The organism is Streptomyces sp. NPDC001816, assembly GCF_042892235.1.
Lineage (GTDB): Bacteria > Actinomycetota > Actinomycetes > Streptomycetales > Streptomycetaceae > Streptomyces.
In genome coordinates this window covers 667,247-686,570 of record NZ_JBIATY010000002.1, presented here as the reverse complement: position 1 = coordinate 686,570, position 19,324 = coordinate 667,247, and the positions used below count along the sequence as shown (strand labels likewise).

Sequence of the window (19,324 nt, the reverse complement as noted above, 5' to 3'; positions counted from 1 at the left end):
TTCCGTGACGGTAATTCAATTCCGACCAAGTCACCCGAGAGTGACCTGGTGACATAAATGTCAGCCATCCGAGCAACTTGATGAAACTTCAAGTACCTCCTAGCGTTGATCTCGGCCGGCCATTTGACCCCTCTCACCGAGAAAGAGGACTGGCATGATCAACCGCCGTTCCATAATCCGGGGTGGCAGTGCCGCCGCCGTCGTCGGCGCTCTCGCTTTCCGGCCGAGTTCCGGTCACGCGGCAGAGACCTCGGGCTTTCTGCCGCTGCCCGCGGACGCGAAGCCGCTGCCCGACAACGGAAAGGGCTATCGGCTGCAGCGTGCCGGAAAGAACGGCTACGTCGTCATCACGGGCCTCGTGCAGTCCGTCTTCGTCGTGACCCGCGATGGCGTCGTGATCGTCGACGCACCGCCCGCTTCCCGTGGAAAGCTCAAGGAGGCCATCGTCTCCGTGACCGACAAGCCGGTGACGCATTTCATCTACAGCCACTCCCATCTGGATCACGTGGGGGCTGTGACCGATTTCCCGGATGCGGTGCGTATCGCCCACGCCGACTGCGCCACGATTCTCGCGCTGCACAACGACCCTGCGCGGCCGTTGCCCCAGCGGGTCCTCCACGGGAAGCACAACACCCTGCACATCGGCGGCGAGGAGATCCACGTGATCTATCCCGGCTCGAACCATGAGTCCGGGAACATCCTCACCTACTTCCCGCGCCAGCGGCTCGCCGTCATGACCGACGTCGTCATGCCGGGCTGGGCCCCCTATCGCGGCTGGGGCAACGCTGACTACCTGCCCGGAATCCTCCTGGCCCACGACGCCGTCCTCGGACTCGACTTCGACACCTACGTCGGCGGTCACGTCTACCGCACCGGCACGCGGGCCGACGTCGAGCAGTCGCGGGCCTTTTTCGTCGACTTCTGGAACACCACGAAGAAGCACATGGGGGCGATCTCCTTCAGCGAGGCGGCCTCCGAGGTCGAGGCGGCGAACGCCTGGGCGGCCCAGAAGGTCTGGATCGACCGAGTCGCCAAGGCCACGCAGGCCGAACTCGTCGAGCGCTGGGGCTCTCGTATCGCCGCGGTCGACACCTTCACCGCAGACACCGCGGGTTCCGTCGTGGTGTCCATCTCCACCGACGCCACTGTCAACTTCCCGTAGCTCGCCTGATCTGACCGTCGGTCCGTACGCGGAGGCCGGGGCGCACCGCAGCGCCCCGGCCTCTGCCGGTTGCTCAGATCGGGAAGTGCGCGTGGCCGCGGACCTGGGCGGTGACCCAGCGGGTGTCGGTGAACGCCTCGATGCCGGCCTGGCCGCCGAAGCGGCCGTAGCCGGAGTCCTTCACGCCTCCGAAGGGGGCCTGGGGCTCGTCGGCGATGGACTGGTCGTTGACGTGGACGATCCCGGTGCGCAGGCGGGCGGCCACGTCGAGCCCTGCGGCCAGATCCTCGGTGATGACGCCGGCGGTCAGGCCGTAGGGAGTGTCGTTGGCCAGCGCCACGGCTTCGTCCGGGCTGTCGACGACGTGGACGACGGTGACGGGGCCGAAGGTCTCGTCGTAGTAGATCTTCATGTCCTTGGTGACCCCGGTGAGCACCACCGGGCGGATCAGGGTGTCCGGTCCTTCGGGCGTGCCGGTGCCCGCCGCGAGGGTCGCGCCCTTGGCGACCGCGTCGTCGACGAGTGCCGTGACGCGCTGTGCGGCCCGGGAGTTGACGACGGGGCCGACGGCGACGGCGGGGTCGGCCGGGTCGCCGCAGTTCAGCTCGGTCACCCGGGCGGCGAGCTTGGCGGTGAACACCTCCGCGAGGGAGCGGTGCACGATGAGGCGGTCGAGGCACATGCAGATCTGGCCGGAGTTCATGAAGGAGCCGAAGACGGCCGCGTCGACGGCGTAGTCGAGATCGGCGTCCTCCAGGACCACCAGGGCGTTCTTGCCGCCGAGTTCGAGGACCGCGGGCTTGAGGTGCTGGGCGGCCTGGACCCCGATGGCACGGCCCACCTCGGTGGAGCCGGTGAAGTTGACCATGCGTACGCGTTCGTCGGCGACGAGCGCGGAGACCACGTCGGCGGCGTCCGCGCGGTCGTTGGTGATGACGTTGAGCACCCCTGCGGGCAGCCCTGCCTCGTGCAGTATGTCGGCGATGAGCAGGCCGCACGCGATGGGGGCGTCCTCGCTGGGCTTCATCACGACCGTGTTGCCGACGGCGAGCGGCAGCGCGACCGCGCGTACACCCAGGATGACCGGGGCGTTCCACGGTGAGACGGCGGCGATGACGCCCTTGGGAACGCGCACTTGGGTGGAGATCACTCCGTCGGCGTTGGTGGCGAGCACCTGTCCGGCCGGCCGGCTGACGGCGGCCGCCGCCTCCAGCAGGATGTCGGCACCGAGGCGGGCGTTGAAAGCGGCCCAGGGTGCGGTGGCGCCGACTTCCGCCGCCATGGTCCGCACGATCTCGTCGGTGCGACTGACCATGAGTTCGGCCGCCTTGAGGAAGATCTGCCGGCGTGTGGCCGGCTTGGTGCCGGCCCACCGCTCGAAGGCCGCGTCGGCGGCGTCCACCGCGCGGCGCACGTCATGGACGGTGCCGGCGGCGACCTCCGCGTGGACGTCCCCCGTCCAGGGGTTGATGTCGGGAGTCGTACGGGCGGAGGAAGCGGGCACCTCGGTGCCGTCGATGATCAGGCCGCGGGTGGTGGGCATGAACTGCTCCAGGATGCAGGGGGGCGGGGTGGTCAGGTGGTGGCCGGCTGGGCGGGGGCCGGTCGGCCGGTGCGCAGGGTGCGGTGGGCCAAGCCGGTGAGGAGGCCGGCGACGAGGGGTGAGAGCAGATAGGTCCCCAGGTGCGTGTACTCGCCGGAGAGCAGCGCCGGACCGAAGGCACGGGCCGGATTGATGTTGGCGCCGGTGACCGTGCCGAGCGAGGCGATGACGAGGCCGACGCCGACGGCGATGACGGCTGGGATGAGGGCGTGCAGCCGGGGGCGGCTCATCACCACGGCGACGGCGGCGAGTACGGCGATCAGCGCGGCGGTCTCGATCAGGAACAGCGCTGTCGTGCCGGTCCCGGGGGCGGGCGCGACCAGGGCGTAGTGGATGCGCAGGACGGGGTCGCCCCACACGAGGCGGGCCAGGGCGGGGCCGCTGACCGAACCTGCCAGCTGTGCCGCGATGTAGGGCAGGACCGCACGGCCGGGAAACAGGCCGTCGGCCCACAGGAAGACGGTCACTCCGGGGTTGAAGTGGCCGCCGGAGGCACGTCCGGTCGGGGCGTACATGAGCGCGGCGAGCAGCAGCGCCACCACGGCGCCGGCCGTGCCGAGCATGAGGTGGGCGTCTCTGATCGCCAGGGGCGAGTCCGGCAGCGCGAGCAGGCGCACCAGGCTGACCACGCCGAACAGGAGCACAGTCGTCGACAGGTACTCATAGCCGGCGTGACGGGCGAGGTCCGCGCGGCTCAGGACGGAAGAACTCATGGCTGTCCTCAGGGTTGGGGCCGGACCGGTGATGTCCCGCAGGGCCAGGCAACCTGATTTTTTCGCTGAGTGAATTTTCGTTCGTTCTGCGTGAAACCAGAGTCTGCGGTGTGTGTGCGGCGCTGTCAACGCTCGGTAGCGTTCTCTCGTCAGGGATCAGGGCGAGGAGCACAGGAGCTGGGCCGGCGATGGCAGGACGCGCGAGGGCGACGACCGGTGGTGCCACGGAGGCGGGGTCCGGCGCGGAGTCGGAGGGCCCGCTGGCGCGGGGCCTGGCCGTGCTGAAGGCCGTGGCGGAGGCCGACGGGCCGGTGCGCCCGGCCGACCTCGCCAGGTCGACGGGCCTGGCACGCTCCGCCGTGGACCGGTTGGCCGCGACGCTGACCCACCTGGGCCATCTGCGCCTGGTGGACCGCGATCTCCTGGCCGCCCCCCGGCTGATGGAGTTCGGCAACGCGTACCTGCGCGCGGCAGGCCTGCCCGACCGGATCCAGCCTCATCTGGACGGCCTGGCCCGCACCCTGGACGAATCCGTGTCGCTGATCGCGGCGGACGGCTGCGACATGCGCATCGTCGCTCGCGCGATCCCACAGGACCGGGTGATTCCCCTGGGGTTCCGGGTCGGCGACCTGCTGCCCGCGGACCGCTGCGCGGCCGGTGCCGTACTCGCCGGCGACTGGGACCCCGAGCAGCACGCGGCCTGGCGGGCACACCGCGCCACCGACCCGCTCGACACCGGATACCCGGCCCTGCCGCCACGCTTCACGCGTCTCGAACAGGAGGCTGCGGAGGCGGACTTCGCCACCTGGATCTCCGACTCGGCCGAGCAGGGCTGGGCCCTGGACGACCAGATCGCCGCCCCGGGCCTGGTCGCCCTGTCCGTTCCCGTTCCCGGCCAGGACGGCGGGCCCCGGTACGCACTGAGCGTCCTCGCGCACACGAGCCGCTTCAGCGCGGAGGCGCTGCGCGCACACGCCCTGGCCCATCTCACCCGGGCGGCGCAGGAGATGGGTGACGCGCTCGGTGCCGACCGTCCTGCAGCCGACGGCCTGACCCCGTCCCCTTACGCCGACGCCAAGACGGAACTGGGGCCCCTGTTCCTGCAGGCGCTGGCTCGCGGACTCGCCGTGCTCACCGCGCTCGGTGGGGCTCGCGGCGGCCTCACCCTCAACGAGGCCGCGCAGGCCGCGGGCCTGTCCTACCAGAGCACGCGCCGCAACCTGCTCACCCTGCAGCACCTGGGCTACGCCGAGCAACGCGGACGGCACTACCTTCCCGCCCCGCGCACTCTCGGCCTCGGCTACGCCCGGCTCTCAGGTCTCGGCCTGGCCGACATCGTGCAGCCGCATCTGGCCGAACTCGCCACCCGCGTCCATGAGTCCGCCTCCGTCGCCGTACTCGACGGAACAGAGGTGCGTTACCTGGCCCGCTCCGCCACCCAGCAGGTCACGAGCGTCAGCATCCACCCAGGAGCACGGCTGCCTGCCTACGCCACCTCCATGGGTCGCGTGCTGCTGGCCGACCTGTCCCGGCCGGACCAGGAGCGGCTGCTCGCCGCGCTGCCTCCCCGACCGCGGACCTCCTTCACCCGCACGTCGCCCACGGATCTCACCCAAGTCCTCAGCCAGGCACGGCAGGACGGATACGCCATGGTCGAACAGGAGCTGGAGCTGGGACTTCGTTCCCTGGCGGTGCCCCTGCACGACGCGCGCGGCAGGGCCGTGGCCGCGCTCAATGTCGCCCTGCACGCGGGACCGGAGACACCCGAGCAGTCACGCGAGCGTCTGCTGCCGCAGCTGATCTCCACCGCCCGGGCGGTGGAGGCCGATGTGGCCGCGGTCTTCGCGTTCGGGCCGGTACGCAGCGACTGACACGGCCCGTAGCCCTCGCCTACCCGGCGGCTAGCGAATGGCGACCGCGGGTGGACGTTCCCGGAGTGCGCCGTATCCGATGAAGTACGCGGGCAGGCGTCGCATCCATCGCGATCCGGCGACCCGGCGTGCGAGGCGCTGGGCCCGCTCCGGGCTGCCGAGAGGCGGACGGCCCTGCAGGACGGGGCCGATGAAGAGGGCGTGGGCCGTGCGCTGGAGCGCCTGGGTGGCGACCGTGGTCGGAAGGCGCCGGCGCTGCACACCGCGTACGTCGCGCAGGCCCACGGTCCCCTTGCGCAGTGGCTCGATCAGATAGCGTGCGGCAGCCACGGCGTCCTGGACCGCGAGGTTGATCCCGATGCCGAAGACCGGGGACATCGCGTGCGCCGCGTCGCCGATGCACAGCAGCCCGGGACGGTGCCAGCGGCGCAGCCGGTCCAGGCGTACGTCCAGGAGCTTGACCTCGTCCCACGAGCGCAGGGCGTGCGAGCGGTCGGCGATCCACGGGACGGCCGCGGTGAACTGGGCCAGGAAGCGGTCCAGGCCCGCCGCACGGCGCTGTGCGTCGGTGCCCTTCGGAATGAGTCCGGCGCACTGCCAGTAGTCACCGCGGTCGATCATCGCGGTCAGGAAGCGGTCCCCGGCGCTGCCGACGAGACCGCGCGGGTCGCCCTCCTTCCGTGGCAGGCGGAACCACCAGGCGTCCATCGGGCAGGTGAAGCTGCGCAGCCCCAGTTCCGGCAGGGAGCGCGCCAGTGATCCCCGGCCGTCACAGGCGACGGTCAGCACAGCCCGCAACTCGCCGGTACGGCCGTCGGCGGTGCGGTAGCGCACCCCGGTGACCCGTCCGGACTCGATCAGGAAGGACGTCGCCTCGGTGTTCATCCTCAGCCGGAAGGACGGCTCGCGCCGGGCCTCGTCCGCGAGCAGGTCCAGCAGGTCCCACTGGGGCACCATCGCCACGTAGTTGTACGGTCCGCGCAGCACCGTGAGGTCGGCGACGGTGACCGTCGAACGGCCGGCTCCGACCGGCAGCTGGACGGTGTTCACCCGGCGTTGCGGCAGCTGGGCGAAGCGCTCGGCCAGCCCCAGGTCGTCCAGGAGGGCAAGGGTGGAGGGGTGGACGGTGTCGCCGCGGAAGTCGCGCAGGAAGTCGCCGTGCTTCTCCAGGACCGTCACCGCGACGCCGGCCCGGGCCAGCAGCAGGGCGAGCACCATGCCCGCGGGACCGCCTCCCACTACACAGCACGTGGTTTGTTCCATCGCAGTCCTGCCCTTCACGATCACGAGAGCAGTAATTCATCAGTCACATAATTCATCAGGCGATGAATACTATACTCCTCGCCGCGGCGGCCGACCTGCGAAAGGCTGCGCGGAAACCGCCGATCGGTGTCCGGAAAGCAGTTGCTTCGAGCGCACTCGAACGATCTAGCGTGACGGGCATGAGCAACGCCATCGAACAGATCCGCAAGGTCCAGCTGGGCAACGGCGGCCCCCTCGTGGGCGTGCAGGGCTTCGGCGCCATGGGCATCAGCGACGCGTACGGCGAGACGGACGTCGCGGCGGCCCGCGACACCCTGGAGGCCACTCTCGAGGCGGGTGTCACCCTCATCGACACCGCCGACATGTACGGCTCCGGCGCCAACGAGGAGTTCCTCGCGCCGTTCGTGGCCGCGCACCGCGACGAGATCACTCTGGCCACCAAGTTCGGCATCGAGCGCCGCGCCGACGACCCGCGCTACCGCGGTATCCGCAATGAGCCCGCCTACGTGAAGAGCGCGGTCGAGGCGAGCCTGCGCCGCCTGAACGTCGAGGTCATCGACCTGTACTACATGCACCGGCGCGACCCCGCCGTCCCGCTCGCCGAGTCCGTCGGCGCCATGGCCGAACTCGTCCGGGAGGGCAAGGTCAGGCACCTCGGCCTGAGCGAGGTCACCGGCGCCGAGCTGCGCGAGGCGCACGCAGTGCACCCGATCACCGCGCTGCAGTCGGAGTGGTCGGTCTTCAGCCGGGACGTCGAGCGCAGCGCGGTGGCCGCGGCCGCGGAGCTGGGGGTCGCGTTCGTGCCGTACTCGCCGCTGGGCCGGGGCTTCCTGACCGGTGCCTTCGTCGACGCGGGCACGGAACTCTCCAGCAGCGACTTCCGCCAGTATCAGCCGCGCTTCACCGGCGACAACGCCAAGGCGAACGCCGCCCTCCTGGAGCCCCTGCGCAAGCTCGCGGCCGACCGCGGCGCCACCACGGCGCAGATCGCCCTCGCCTGGGTGCACCAGCGGGCCCAGGTGCACGGCCTGACCGTCGTACCGATCCCCGGGACCCGCAAGCGCAGCCGCCTTCTGGAGAACACCGCAGCCACCCGGATCACACTGACCGCCGACGAACTGTCGCTGCTGGAGTCGATCGCGGGCCAGGTGGCGGGCGACCGCTACCCGGACATGTCGTTCACCTCCGTGGGGCGGGAAGCCTAGCGTCTTTCGTTCGGATCACAAGCCCAGCGGGATCCGAACGAGAGGGCTCGGGTCTGCGACCGGAAGGGTCTGCTCGCGCCGCACGGAACGGGCCCCGCGCCCGGCCGCTGTCGAGCGGGGGTGCGGGGCCGGTGGTGGCGGGCGCGGCCGGGGTTGCGGGGTGGGCCAGTTGCAGCCGGGGCCGGTGCTGGGTCGTGGCAGACGTTGAGGCCGGGTCCGCCGTCGACGCCACTGGCACCGCCCCCGGCACCTGCCTGGAACGTCCCCTCACCGGCACCGCCGTGGCGAGCAACATGCCGGCACGCCGGGCCACGCGAACTCCGACGTGAGCGTCTGCCGGAGAGGCACCAAGCCGTTCATTCGTTGGTCGGCACACCGTGCCGCGTGGATGAGAACGACATCGACAAGATTCTTGACCGGACCCTGGCACATGTCGCCACATCCCCATACGGGTTGACCGGACAGGATGGAGGCCTGACCGGCCTGGCGCACGCTCTTCACCGGGCGGTGGCTCCTCAGCACGAAGGAAATCGATGACTCTCCGCGAGATCAAGCCCGGCAACCGTGGCTTCCTTTACGTCAACTCCCATCCCGAGGGCTGCGCCGCTGTCGTCGACGAGTTGTGGCAGCGCACCCCCGCACCCACCGGCCCGGCCGGCGCGGCGGGGCCGGTTGCCCTGATCATCGGATCCAGCGCCGGCTACGGACTCGCCGCCACCGTCGCCGCGTTGCGCACCTACGGTATGCGCGGGATCGGCATCGCCTTCGAGGCCCCCGAGACCGAGCGCCGTACCGCCTCCGCGGGCTGGTACCGGACGGCCCGTACCGCAGCACTCGCCGGACCGGACAGCGATTTCGCCTTCCTCAACGCAGACGCCTTCTCCGTCGCGGCCAAGGAGCAGGCACTGGACCACCTCGCTGCCCGGTACGGCAAGGTCGACTACCTCATCTACAGCGTCGCCGCGCCCCGCCGCACCGACCCGGCCACCGGCGAGGTCCACCACTCGGTGATCAAGCCCCTGGGATCCGCCTACCGGGCCAAGACCCTGCAGTTCGACGGCGACACCCCACTCGTCGGCACCCTGGAACTCGAGCCGGCCGACGACGCGGAGCGCGACTCGACCGTGCACGTCATGGGCGGCGCCGACTGGAAGCTGTGGATCGACGCCCTCGCGGACCGTGGCCTCATCCACGACGGCTTCCACACGGCAGCGCTCTCCTACGTGGGCTCCGACCTGACCGCACCGATCTACCGGGCCGGCACCATCGGCGCGGCCAAGCAGCATCTGGAGGACACCGCGCGCCGCCTTCAGCAGAACTTGGCGCCGCTCGGCGGACAGGCCCACACCGTGGTCGCCGGCGCGGCTGTCACCCAGGCCTCGACCGCCATCCCGTCCATCGCCCTCTACACCAGCCTTCTCCGCGCCGTCCTCGGCAACGACTTCCAGAGCACCGCTCAGCAGGCCGCCACGCTCTGGCAACAGCTCACCGGCGCGGTGCCGCTCCAGCTCGACGAGGAGCAGCGGATCCGCCTCGACGGCTGGGAGATGGACGACAAGGTTCAGGACGCCGTCCACGAACGCTGGGCCGCCGCGGCCACCGACACGCTGGCCGAACTCGCGGACACCGACTGGTTCCAGGCGCAGGTCGGCCGGCTCTACGGGTGGCACGTCCCAGGAACCGACTACGCCGCCCCGGCCCAGACCACGGTTCCCTGGCCGGCCATGAGCTGAGCCGGCACGTGGTCGTCCGAGCCCACGTGTGGACGGCCGCGAGATGAAGTGCGGCCTGGTGGGCGATGGGTCGAATGGGTCCAAGCCCCTGGCGTCGAAGTCGGCTCGGATGGTGCGGCGTTCCTGCTGCCGTCGCCGCAATCCGCCCGCGCCGGAGGGCACTTGGCCCCGGCGCGGGCGGAAGTCCGTTCGTCACGCCGAGGCCTTGGCGGCGTCGCGTGCGGTGGAAGCCTGCGGGAGCGGACGAGTACCGGCAGCATGGCCGCGCCTGCAGCGACGGCGGCGGCGTGCAGAACGACCGCGAACGCGAGGTGCTCCGGCAGCGACACATCGGCGGGGTGCGCGATCGCGACGTACAGCGTGATCGGCAGCCTCCAGCCGCTCCACGCGAACAGCGAGCCGGTCCCCAGCCAGCCGAGTGCCAAGGGGACCCGGCGGGGCAGACGGGCAGGCCGCCGGCAGCTGAGCGTCCACGTGGCAGCTGAGGCGACGAGCGCCCACATCCCCCACACCCCCGTGAGCAGCCGTCCGCCGGCCCCCTGGTCCGCGGGACGCGCGACACCGGCCGTACCGCCGAGCGCCCAATAGACCCAGACGATCCCGATCACCGTCGCGATGCGGGCATGGCTGCGCGTCCTCCACCCATGACCCTGGCCTCGCGAACATGCCGCCAAGTGGAGCAATCACCGGTGTGCCGGGACCCCGCACAGGAGGCTGGACCTCTTGCAGGGGTCGTGCGATCAGGAGTCCGGTGTGCGAAGGCCGCGTAAGCCGAACCATCAGGCAAGTCGTCCACCGGCACGGCACGCTTCCCGGGCCGAGTCGGCGGCTCCCACGGCGGGCGCGCGCGGGAGCACCGGGTGAGGCTCGAGCGTACCCGTCGGGAGCCGGAGGCCGGCATGGCCGTACGGACCCAGCTGCCCGCGCCTCCGGCGTGGATGCGCTGGCTTCCGGCGCTGTTCGTCGCGGCCCTTCTGCTGGTCGAACCCTTCACGCCGGTGGACTGGCCGGTGAGCTTCGCGCTGATCACCGTGCCGCTGCTGGCCGCCTTCACCCAGGGGCCGCTCGGGGTCGCCGCCGTCACGGTCTTCGCAGTCCTCTTCGAAGGAGTCCTGGCCGGTACCCCTTGCTGTGCGGGCCGGTCCGTCGGCTACCTGTGGGAGCGCCACTACGTGGCCTCCTACGTCTGCACCATCCTGGTGGGCGCAATCGGCACGGTCCTGGCCGCCCATCGGACCCGCCGTGAACGCACGCTCGCCGACGTGCGCTTCGTGGCCGAGATCGCGCAGCGCGTCCTGCTGCGGCCGGTGCCGCACCGGATCGGCAACCTTCTCCTGGAGAGCCTCTACCTCTCCGCCGCCGCGGAGGCGCGCATCGGCGGCGACCTCTACGAGGCCGTCCCCACCTCGTACGGGGTCCGGCTGCTCATCGGCGACGTCCGCGGCAAGGGTCTGCTCGCGGTCGAGACCGCCGCCACCCTGCTGGGCGCGTTCCGCGAGGCGGCGCACGACGAACCCGATCTGCCCTCCCTGGCCGACCGCGTGGAGGTCAGCATGGGCCGCAGGGCGATGCTGCTCGGCGGAGGCGAGGTGGGCGAGCGGTTCGTCACCGCCGTCTTCGCCGAGATCCCGACCGAAGGTCATCTCGTCCGGATCGTCAACTGCGGTCATCCGCCCCCGCTCCTCATCCGCTCCGACGAGGTGAGCGAACTGGACCGGGGGCGGTCGGCTCCGCCGTTGAACCTCGGCGTGCTGGTCGGAGAGCCGTACAGCGTCGACGTCTACGACTTCCGGCCCGGCGACCAGCTCCTGCTGTACACGGACGGCATCACGGAGACCCGCGACCCCCACGGTGTCTTCTACCCCCTCCTCGAGCGGCTGCGCTCCTGGGGACCCCTTCCGCCGCGGGAACTGCTGGAACAGCTCCACGGCGACCTGATGGCCTACAGCCACAACGGCCTCCAGGACGACATCGCGGCGCTCACCGCCTGCCTGCTCGCCGACCAGCCGGCCGAGCCGGCTCCTCCGTCGGACGGGGCGGGCGGAAGTAGCGGGGCGCCGTGATGCCGCCGTCCAAGGTCCTTACGGCGGCCGCCGACCAAGGCCCCTGCGAGTGCACGGCAGGACGTGCGGCGACGGCCACGGGCCCCGTCGGACGCCGTGGTAGCGTCCCGTCGGAGGCTCTGACGTGCCTGCCCCGGACGAGATGTGCGCCGTACCCGGCCCGCCAAGACGACGCACGCGCGGAGGCATCGTGGACACCGGCACGCACCTGATCGACTTCAGCAGCGCCCCTCCCCAGGCCCGTCCGCTGGACGTGCGGTGGATCCACGGTTCTCCGTCGGCCAAGCACAACACCGACCCGGACGTCCAGGTCCACGCCTATGACGAGCACACGTTCATCCTGCGGCAGAACATGGCGGTGCACTACGAGGCGCCGTTCCTGTTCCTGCTGTGCGGCAACGAACGGGCGGTGCTGATCGACACCGGCGCCACCGGGTCCGCCGAGTTCTTCCCCCTGCGCCGGGTGGTCGACGGGCTCCTCGCGGACTGGCTCGCCCGGCACCCCCGCGACGGTTACCAGCTGCTGGTGCTGCACACCCACGGGCACGGCGACCACGTCGCCGGCGACGACCAGTTCACCGATCGCCCCGACACGACGGTGGTGGGGGCCGACCGCGCCGGCGCCTGGCGGTACTTCGGGTTCGACGCGGACCCGGACGCCGTGGCTCGCGTCGACCTGGGCGGCCGGGTGCTGGAGTGCCTGGCCACCCCGGGCCATCACGAGGCGGCCGTCACGTACTACGACCCGGCCACCGGCCTGCTGCTCACCGGCGACAGCGTGTATCCCGGGCGGCTCTACATCGAGGACGTCCCCGCCTTCGCCCGCAGCATCGACCGTCTGATCGAGTTCGCCGACCGCCGGCCCGTGACCCATGTGCTCGGCTGTCACATCGAGATGACCACCGAGCCCGGCGTGGACTACCCGGTCCGCACCACCTACCAGCCCGACGAGCCCCCGCTCCAGCTGACCCCCGCTCACCTCCGCAGGATCCGTGACGCGCTCACCGAACTCGGCGCCGACCTCACCTGGCGCGCCCACGCGGACTTCGTCCTGTGCCCCCGGGCCTGAGCCCGGTATGGACGGCAGTGACCCTCAAGCGGTCAGGCGGCCGTAGCCTCGTCACGTCCCCTCTGGTCGTGGTGGATCGGCGTCTTCGTGCCGGTCAGAGGAACGCCCGTCCCGCCGCGTCCGGCGGCGACGATCTCCGCCACGATCGACAGGGCGGTCTCCTCCGGTGTACGGGCGCCGAGGTCGAGGCCGATCGGGGAGCGCAGCCGAGCCAGCTCCCGCTCGCTCACGCCCTCTTCCCGTAGCCGCCGATCGCGTTCCTCGTGAGTGCGGCGCGAGCCCATCGCACCGACGAACGCCACCGGCATCGCGAGGGCCGCCTTCAACAGGGGTACGTCGAACTTCGCGTCGTGGGTGAGGACGCACAGGACCGTACGGGCGTCGGTCGCGGTGCGCCGCAGATAGCGGTGCGGCCAGTCGACGACGACCTCGTCGGCGTCGGGGAAACGGGCCCGCGTGGCGAAGACGGGGCGGGCGTCGCAGACGGTCACGTGGTAGCCGAGGAACTTGCCGGCCCGCGCCAGCGCCGAGGCGAAGTCCACCGCGCCGAAGACGATCATCCGCGGGGGCGGCATGTTCGACTCGACCAGCAGGGTGAGGCCGCCGGGACAGTGCGAGCCGTCCGCGGCGACGCCCACCGTGCCGGTGCGCCCGGCCTCCAGTAGGGCCCGGGCCTCGGCCGCCGCCGTCAGGTCCAGCTGGGCGTGGCCGCCGAGAGCGCCCTCGTACGTGCCGTCGGGCCGTACCAGCAGGGCCCGGCCCAGGAGTTCGGCCGGACCACGGGCGACCCGGGCGAGGGCCGCCGGTTCGCCCCGGACAGCGGCAGACAGAGCCGACGCAAGGACCGTCCGGGCGGGTGCGTGCCCGCTCACCGGCGTGATCAGCACGTCGATCGTCCCGCCGCAGGTCAGTCCCACGGTGAAGGCGTCCTCGTCGCTGTACCCGAACCGTTCCGTGACGCTCTCGCCCGTCCCGAGCGCCTGCCGGCACAGGTCGTAGACCGCGCCCTCCACACACCCGCCGGAGACCGAGCCGATGACGGTGCCCTCGCTGTCGACGGCGAGGGCGGCGCCGGGACCGCGCGGTGCGCTGCCGCCCACCGCCAGCACGGTGGCGACGGCGAAGTCCCGGTCCTCCTCGATCCAGTGGAGCAACTGCTCGGCGATGTCAAGCACTTGGCACCCCGGCCTGGATGACGCGGTCCGGTCGGATGGGCAGGCTGCGGTGGCGTACGCCGGTCGCGTGCCAGACCGCGTTGGCGATGGCCGCCGCGGCGCCCACGACGCCGATCTCTCCGATGCCCTTGATCCCGACCGGATCCCTCGGGTCCGAGTCGTCGATCCAGTCGGCCTCGATGTCCGGTACGTCGGCGTGCGTGGCCACGTGGTAGCCCGCGAGGTCGGCTCCGACGTGGCCGCCCGAGGCGCGGTCCCGGATCGCCTCCTCGTGCAGGGCCATGGAGATGCCCCAGATCATGCCGCCGGTGAACTGGCCGCGTGCCGTGAGCGGGTTGACGATCCGGCCTGCCGCGAAGATGCCGAGCATGCGCCGCACGCGCACCTCACCGGTGGTGACGTCCACCGCCACCTCGGCGAACTGCGCCCCGAAGGAGTGACGTTCGGCGGGGGCGAGGGCGCCGATGGCCGCGGTGGTGTCCGACCGCACCGTGATGCCCTCCGGCGGGATGCCGGTGCCCAGGGCCAGCCTGTCGCGCAGCTCGTCGGCCGCGGCCGTGACCGCCCACGCCCACGAGCGGGTGCCCATGGATCCGCCGGCGATCATCGCCGGTCCGAAGTCGCTGTCACCGATACGTACGCGGACCCGCTCCGGGGGCACGTGCAGCGCGTCGGCGGCGACCAGGGTGAGTGCGGTACGGGCCCCGGTGCCGATGTCGGCCGCGGCGATCCGGACGGTGAAGGTGCCGTCCGGGTGCGCGGTCACGGCAGCCGTGGACGGCATGGCACCCGCATGGAAGGAGGCCGCGGCCGTGCCGGTGCCGAGCAGCCAGCGACCGTCCCGGCGCAGGCCCGGACGCGGGTCCCGGTCCGCCCAGCCGAACCGTCGGGCGCCCTCGCGGAAGCAGGCGGGCAGATTGCGGCCCGCGAAGGGCAGGCCGGAGACCGGCCCCTTGTCGGGTTCGTTGCGCAGGCGCAGCTCGATCGGGTCGATCCCGCACTGCTCGGCGAGTTCGTCGAGCGCCGCCTCCAGCGCGAACGACCCCGGTGCCTCACCCGGGGCGCGCATCCACGTCGGGGTCGGTACGTCGAGCCGTACGACGCGGTTGGCGGTGTGGTGGGCGTCGGCGTCGTACATCACCCGGGCCACCCCGGCGCTCGGTTCGACGAACTCGTGCACGGTGGAGGTGAGGCTGACCGAGCGGTGCTCCAGTGCGCGCAGCCGTCCGTCGGCGTCGGCGCCGAGCCTGACGCGCTGGACGGTGGGGCTGCGGAAGCCGGCGAGCGAGAACATCTGTCGGCGGGTCAGGACCACGCGTACCGGGCGTTGCAGCACGGTCGCGGCCATCACGGCGGCCACTTGGTGGGCGCGGACGCCCTTGCTGCCGAAGCCGCCGCCGACGTGTTCGGAGCGTACGTGCACCGAGGCCGGGTCGAGCGAGAAGAGGCTCGCGAGTTCGCCGACGACCCAGGTGGCGCCCTGGTTGGAGTCGACCACTTCGAGTCGGCCGCCGTCCCAGCGGACGGTCGCCGCGTGCGGTTCCATCGGGTTGTGGTGCTCTTCGGGGGTGGTGTACTCGGCGTCGAGGACGACGGCCGACGCGGCGAGTTCGGCGTCGAGGTCTCCCTTCTCCGCCACCGCGGGCATATGGCCGTCCAGCGGGTAGGCGTCCGGGTGTTCACCCGTGAAGTCGATGTCGTGGGGCTCCTGTTCGTAGTGCACCCCGAGCGCCTCGGCGGCCTCTCTGGCCTGCTCGGACGTCTCGGCGACGACCAGCGCCACCGGCCAGCCCAGGTGCGGCACCCGGTCGTGCTGGAAGACGGCGCAGGTCAAGTCGGGCTTCGATCCCATCAGGCCGACGTAGTCGGTCTCCACACGCGGGGCGTTGCGGTGGTCCAGGACGGCAAGGACGCCCGGGAGTTCGAGGACGGGAGCGGTGTCGATCTCGCGGATGCGGCCGCGGGCGACCGTGGACAGGACCAGCCAGCCGTGCGCGAGGTCGGCGAAGGGGACCTCGCCCGCGTAGCGGGCCGCTCCGGTGACCTTGTCCCTGCCCTCCACGCGGGTGTGCGCGGTGCCGACGGAGGGTGTCGGCGTGGGTGTCCCGGTGGTGACGGTGGTCATCGGGCGGCCTCCTCGGCGAGTTCGGTCAGCACGGCCACCACGAGGTTGTGCATCAGAGTCACCTTGTAGTCGTTGTGCGGCAGCGGCCGCGCGGCCGTCAGCTCGGCTGCTGCCGCCGCGGCGTAGGTCTCGGCGTCGGCCGGCGCGCCGGTCAGGACACGTTCGGCCGCGACGGCTCGCCACGGGTGGGAGGCGACCGCGCCGAGCGCCAGACGTGCGTCCCGGACGACGCCGTCACGGATGTCGAGGGCGGCGGCGACCGAGCCGATGGCGAACGCGTACGAGGCGCGCTCGCGCACCTTGCGGTAACGGGAGTTGGCGGCCGTGGGCGCGGGCGGCAGGGTGACGCCGGTGATCAGCGCGCCTGGTGGCAGGGCGGTCTCGCGGTGCGGGGTGTCACCGACGGGCAGGTAGAACTCGCGGAGCGGCAACTCGCCCGGCCCGTCTGCGGTTTCGTACGAGACGACGGCGTCGAAGGCGGTGAGTGCGACAGCCATGTCCGAGGGGTGTACGGCCACACAGTGGTCGGATGCGCCGAGGATCGCGTGGTTGTGGTGTTCGCCCTCGACGGCGGGGCAACCGCTGCCGGGGGCACGCTTGTTGCAGGGCTTGGTGACATCGGTGAAGTAGCCGCAGCGGGTGCGCTGGAGCAGGTTGCCGCCGACCGTGGCCATGTTGCGCAGCTGCCCGGACGCGCCGGCCAGCACCGCCTGTGCCAGCGCCGGGTAGCGGCGCCGGACTTCGGGGTGGGCGGCCAGGTCGCCGTTGGTGACGGTGGCCCCGATGCGCAGGCCGCCCTGCGACGTCGACTCGATCTCGTCGAGCGGGAGTTCGCGGATGTCGACGAGGTGGGCGGGGCGTTCGACGCCGGCCTTCATGAGGTCGACCAGGTTGGTGCCGCCGCCGAGGAAGCGCGTGGCCGGATCGGTACCGAGCAGTGCGACGGCGCCGGCGACGTCGGAGGCCCGCTGGTAGCTGAACTCCCTCATGCCACAGCCTCCTTGGCCTCGGCTTCGGAACTGGTGCGCGCCACCGTGGCTGTTCCGGTGTCCGTTCCGGCCTCGGCCGCCCGGGCCACCGCCTCGACGATCGAGACGTACGCGCCGCAGCGGCACAGATTGCCGCTCATCCGCTCGCGGATCTCGTCGGCGCTCAGGGGTGGTGGTCCCGCTTCGGGCCGTACGTCGTCGGTGACCGCGCTCGGCCAGCCCGCCGCGTGCTCCTGGATCATCCCGATCGCCGAACAGATCTGTCCGGGGGTGCAGTAGCCGCACTGGTAGCCGTCGAGGTCGAGGAAAGCCTGCTGCACAGGGTGCAACTGCTCGCCGTCGGCGACGCCTTCGATGGTGGTGATCTCGCGGCCCTCGGCGGCCACGGCCAGTTGCAGGCAGGCGACGGTCCGGCGCCCGTCCAGCAGGACGGTGCAGGCACCACACTGGCCCTGGTCGCAGCCCTTCTTGGTGCCGGTCAGATCGAGGCGCTCGCGCAGTGCGTCGAGCAGCGTGGTGCGGTGGTCGACGGGCAGTGTGTACTTCTCGCCGTTGATCTTCAGGGTGATGACACTGGACGTCGATAAAGCCATGAACAACTTCTTTCGCTTTCCAGGACGGTTGTGGAGAGTGCGTCGAGCAGGCCGCTGCCGGAGCGGGAATCGAAGGTGCGGGATGCTTGGGCCGAAGAAGGTGGCATGCCGTCTGCCGCAGGGCGGTGTCCACGGCTACCGTGGACACAACCGGACAGCTATCCGGTACCTGAGGAACCTATACGGACAGCTGTCCGCTTAGCAAGGGCGGGGTTCGGCCAGAACCCTTGAGGAGGACGAGTGCCACAGAAGAAGGACGCCCCGCTGCGGTCCGACGCACAGCGCAACCGCGAGCGCATCCTGGAAGTGGCACTCGTCGAGCTGACGCGCAGCGCGGACGCCCCGCTCAGCGTGATCGCCAGGAAAGCCGGCGTCGGGCAGGGCACGTTCTACCGCAACTTCCCCAACCGTGAGGCACTCGTCCTGGAGATCTACCGCCACGAGATGCGGCAGGTCGCCGACAGCGCGGCTCAGTTGCTCGACACGCGGGCGCCCGAGCAGGCCCTGCGTGCCTGGATGGACCGGCTCGCCGAGTTCGCCATGACCAAGGCCGGCCTGGCCGACGCGATACGCCAGGCCACCAGCGCACCGGGAAGCCCGGCGAAGCCGGCCCACACGCCGGTGACCTCCGCGGCGGAACTCCTGCTCCGGGCCAACGAGAAGGCGGGCACGATCCGCCCCGGAGTCACCCCGGAGGACTTCTTCCTCGCCATCGGGGGCCTGTGGCAGCTCGACCCGCACGAAGACTGGCAGGCACGCGCCGCCTGGCTCCTCGACCTCGTCCTGGACGGCCTGCGGACGGGGGCGCCCGGCCGGTGAGCGACGCACAGCACGCGACGGTCCGGCCGAGGCGGTGTCAGGCGAGGCCCTCGGCCGACATCGCTCCCTGCTCCCGTAGCCAGGCGACCAGGGTGGGGTGGCCGGATCTGTCGGCGGCATCGAGTGCGGTCAGCCCGTCGTGACCGATCCAGTCGACGTCACCGCCGCGCTCCAACAGGTAGGCGGCGACCGGCTGTTGTCCACCGTGGCAGGCGCACCACAGCGCGTTGGTGATCTCCTCGCGGCTCGGCGGCTCGGCCTGGGGCGGGAAACAGGCGGTGACGCGGTCGGCTTCACCGAGGGCGGCGGCCTGCCACAGGCTGGTGCGGGCACCGCGGTCCAGCAGGCGCCGGGCGGCGTTCCACTGGCCGAAGGCGACCGCGTCGGCGATCGGGGTGCCGCCGCCGATCACCCCGCCGTCGGCTTCGATGTCTGCGCCCAGATCGAGCAGGGTGTCCAGCACGGGCACGTCGTCGTTGCCGGCCGCCCAGTGCAGGGGTGTCTCGCGGTGCGGGCCGATGAAACGTGCGTTCACGTCGGCTCCCGCCTCTACCAGGGCAGTGTCGGTGTGCGGGCCACGCGGGTGGTGGCCGGGCCAGTCCGTGGCGACGTGCAAGAGCGTGCGGGCGGTCTTCGTGTCGCCCAGCCGGGCCGTGACCAGGCCCGGATGCGCGGCGAGCAGGTCCTGCAGGGCGGGCACGTCGCCCGCGTGGATCGCCTCGACGGCGGCAAGAGCCGGCTGTGCGGTCATGTCGAGCAGCATGGGGCCACCTCCCGGTTCACCACCCTGGGTAGCACGAGCCACTGACAACCGGGACGCCGACCGAGGCGCCGACCGAGGCGCCGACCGAGGCGCCGACCGGGGGCGCGGCCGTACGAGAGCGCGGCCGTACGAGAGCGCGGCCGTACGAGAGCGTGGCGGAACGGGAGCGAGGCGGAAC

Annotated in this window: 15 protein-coding genes and 1 riboswitch; of the genes, 7 read left to right on the top strand and 8 right to left on the bottom strand. The window is 71.6% G+C overall.

The window, feature by feature from the left end:
- The first annotated feature begins 154 nt into the window (after positions 1-154).
- On the top strand, positions 155-1,162 hold the full coding sequence (locus ACFYZZ_RS08895) for an MBL fold metallo-hydrolase (protein WP_389173064.1): 1,008 nt from the start codon (positions 155-157) through the stop codon (positions 1,160-1,162).
- A gap of 73 nt (positions 1,163-1,235) precedes the next feature.
- Here the strand turns inward: ACFYZZ_RS08895 and ACFYZZ_RS08890 are convergent, their stop codons facing one another.
- Positions 1,236-2,705, bottom strand: a complete 1,470-nt coding sequence (locus tag ACFYZZ_RS08890; RefSeq protein WP_389173063.1) for an aldehyde dehydrogenase family protein — start codon at positions 2,703-2,705, stop codon at positions 1,236-1,238.
- Positions 2,706-2,737: 32 nt separating this feature from the next.
- Positions 2,738-3,478 carry an aquaporin gene (locus ACFYZZ_RS08885; protein ID WP_389173061.1) on the bottom strand — a complete coding sequence of 247 codons (741 nt, stop codon included), beginning with the start codon at positions 3,476-3,478 and terminating at the stop codon, positions 2,738-2,740.
- A 188-nt stretch (positions 3,479-3,666) separates the two neighbouring features.
- On the opposite strand from ACFYZZ_RS08885, the gene ACFYZZ_RS08880 reads away from it, so the two are divergent.
- Complete coding sequence (locus tag ACFYZZ_RS08880) at positions 3,667-5,349, top strand: IclR family transcriptional regulator C-terminal domain-containing protein (protein ID WP_389173059.1); 1,683 nt, start codon at positions 3,667-3,669, stop codon at positions 5,347-5,349.
- A 30-nt stretch (positions 5,350-5,379) separates the two neighbouring features.
- Here ACFYZZ_RS08880 and ACFYZZ_RS08875 read toward each other — a convergent pair whose 3' ends face one another.
- Entirely contained in the window at positions 5,380-6,612 is a 1,233-nt protein-coding gene (locus ACFYZZ_RS08875) for an FAD-dependent oxidoreductase (protein ID WP_389173057.1), read from the bottom strand.
- A gap of 179 nt (positions 6,613-6,791) precedes the next feature.
- Here ACFYZZ_RS08875 and ACFYZZ_RS08870 point away from each other — a divergent pair, with 179 nt between their 5' ends.
- From ACFYZZ_RS08870 to ACFYZZ_RS08855, 4 genes are all read left to right on the top strand, one after another.
- Entirely contained in the window at positions 6,792-7,817 is a 1,026-nt protein-coding gene (locus ACFYZZ_RS08870) for an aldo/keto reductase (RefSeq protein WP_389173055.1), read from the top strand.
- A gap of 533 nt (positions 7,818-8,350) precedes the next feature.
- Positions 8,351-9,550 (top strand): enoyl-[acyl-carrier-protein] reductase FabV, encoded by a 1,200-nt coding sequence (locus ACFYZZ_RS08865; protein ID WP_389173053.1) that lies wholly within the window; start codon positions 8,351-8,353, stop codon positions 9,548-9,550.
- Between the two features lie 860 nt (positions 9,551-10,410).
- The gene (locus ACFYZZ_RS08860) at positions 10,411-11,613 is read left to right on the top strand and encodes a PP2C family protein-serine/threonine phosphatase (RefSeq protein WP_389173051.1); all 1,203 of its coding nucleotides are present in this window, start codon (positions 10,411-10,413) and stop codon (positions 11,611-11,613) included.
- A gap of 110 nt (positions 11,614-11,723) precedes the next feature.
- Positions 11,724-11,791: riboswitch (guanidine-III (ykkC-III) riboswitch) on the top strand.
- A gap of 12 nt (positions 11,792-11,803) precedes the next feature.
- Entirely contained in the window at positions 11,804-12,682 is an 879-nt protein-coding gene (locus tag ACFYZZ_RS08855; protein WP_389173049.1) for an MBL fold metallo-hydrolase, read from the top strand.
- Positions 12,683-12,714: 32 nt separating this feature from the next.
- Here ACFYZZ_RS08855 and ACFYZZ_RS08850 read toward each other — a convergent pair whose 3' ends face one another.
- From ACFYZZ_RS08850 to ACFYZZ_RS08835, 4 genes are read right to left on the bottom strand one after another with little or no spacing between them, the layout of a single operon-like run.
- Complete coding sequence (locus ACFYZZ_RS08850; protein ID WP_389173047.1) at positions 12,715-13,857, bottom strand: XdhC family protein; 1,143 nt, start codon at positions 13,855-13,857, stop codon at positions 12,715-12,717.
- The gene (locus tag ACFYZZ_RS08845; protein ID WP_389173045.1) at positions 13,850-15,982 is read right to left on the bottom strand and encodes a xanthine dehydrogenase family protein molybdopterin-binding subunit; all 2,133 of its coding nucleotides are present in this window, start codon (positions 15,980-15,982) and stop codon (positions 13,850-13,852) included. The genes ACFYZZ_RS08850 and ACFYZZ_RS08845 overlap by 8 nt, the downstream gene beginning before the upstream one ends.
- On the bottom strand, positions 15,979-16,971 hold the full coding sequence (locus ACFYZZ_RS08840; RefSeq protein WP_389173043.1) for an FAD binding domain-containing protein: 993 nt from the start codon (positions 16,969-16,971) through the stop codon (positions 15,979-15,981). Before ACFYZZ_RS08840 ends, ACFYZZ_RS08845 begins: the two co-directional genes overlap by 4 nt.
- On the bottom strand, positions 16,968-17,564 hold the full coding sequence (locus ACFYZZ_RS08835; protein ID WP_389173041.1) for a (2Fe-2S)-binding protein: 597 nt from the start codon (positions 17,562-17,564) through the stop codon (positions 16,968-16,970). The genes ACFYZZ_RS08840 and ACFYZZ_RS08835 overlap by 4 nt, the downstream gene beginning before the upstream one ends.
- Positions 17,565-17,804: 240 nt before the next feature.
- On the opposite strand from ACFYZZ_RS08835, the gene ACFYZZ_RS08830 reads away from it, so the two are divergent.
- On the top strand, positions 17,805-18,383 hold the full coding sequence (locus tag ACFYZZ_RS08830; RefSeq protein WP_389173039.1) for a TetR/AcrR family transcriptional regulator: 579 nt from the start codon (positions 17,805-17,807) through the stop codon (positions 18,381-18,383).
- Positions 18,384-18,420: 37 nt separating this feature from the next.
- Here the strand turns inward: ACFYZZ_RS08830 and ACFYZZ_RS08825 are convergent, their stop codons facing one another.
- Positions 18,421-19,146: an ankyrin repeat domain-containing protein gene (locus tag ACFYZZ_RS08825; protein ID WP_389173037.1), complete on the bottom strand. Its 726-nt coding sequence runs from the start codon at positions 19,144-19,146 to the stop codon at positions 18,421-18,423.
- Positions 19,147-19,324 lie beyond the last annotated feature (178 nt).